This is a genomic window from uncultured Fibrobacter sp., from assembly GCF_937877005.1.
GTDB lineage: Bacteria > Fibrobacterota > Fibrobacteria > Fibrobacterales > Fibrobacteraceae > Fibrobacter.
Genome location: NZ_CALEFV010000174.1, coordinates 1 through 1,067, shown reverse-complemented (window position 1 = coordinate 1,067; position 1,067 = coordinate 1). Strand labels below are relative to the sequence as shown.

Annotated in this window: 1 protein-coding gene; it reads left to right on the top strand. The window is 54.4% G+C overall.

Going from position 1 to position 1,067, the window contains the following annotated elements; translation table 11 throughout:
* Positions 1–316: 316 nt before the first annotated feature.
* A partial coding sequence (locus Q0628_RS08325) for a GntR family transcriptional regulator (protein WP_298770005.1) occupies positions 317–1,067 on the top strand: 751 nt, incomplete at its 3' end.

Sequence of the window (1,067 nt, the reverse complement as noted above, 5' to 3'; positions counted from 1 at the left end):
CACTGCCTACGGATTCGATGCCGCCAAGGAAATCCTCCAGACCTCTAGCGCTGTGAAGAGCTCCGGCGTCTACTACCTGCGCAGCCGTACCACTGGCCAGATGCAGTCTGTAAGGGTGACGAGATAATTAGAGTACTCAATACACCAAACAACGGACTCCGAAGCGGACGCTTCGGAGTTTGTTTGTTATGAGCCCGCTCGGCTCTGTTGCTGTCATGAAAATGTGATATCGCCTCGCTCTCGCCACCGCCCCAGCTTAACGCTTGGGGTTTTGTGGCTCACACAGACCGCTCGGCTCTTTATTATATTTTCGACTATGAAACAGCGGATTATTGAGGCTTTGCTTGACATGAACCTCGCCGAGGGCGACAGGTTGCCGTCGGTGCGTTCGATGATCAAGAGTTTCGGAGCATCGTCTGGCACTGTTCAGGCGGCGCTTTCTGAATTGGAATCCGCCGGAAAAATTTGCAAAATCCAGGGCAAGGGCTGTTTCTGGGGAGCAACCCCGCTCAAGAACAGGGTTGCATACGTTCACGAGACTGTCTCTGAAAAGCTTGCAAAGGCCTTCGAACGCGACTTTGCGCAAGGCTACCTGAAACCTTCGCAGCCGCTACCGCTTTCAAAAGAACTTTCTGCCCGCTACAATGTTTCGCAGGGCACGCTCCGCAAGTTCCTGGAAGAAAAGGTCGCACGCGGAATCCTGAAAAAGGAAGGCCGCCAGTATGTCTTTTACCGCAAGCAGCAGCAAAGAGACGAGGCTCCCCTCAGCGAACTCATTTTCGTGACACGATGCAACAGCTGGGGCGGATTCAGCGCCGAAAGCGAACGCGAACTGGACTTCTTGCGATTGATTTACAAGACTGCCGGCAAGAATCATTACAAGCTGACTCTTTTCGGCATTAACGACGCCACGGGCAAGCTCATTGACCGTAGCGGCAAGCCCTGCAAACTCTCGGAACACCCGAACGCCGTAGGGGCCGTGCTTTCGACGCTCCTGGTGCAGAACTTCAGGCCGCTCCTGACGTTTTTTGCCGATGCCAAGTTCCCCGTGGCCGTATGGTGGGAAC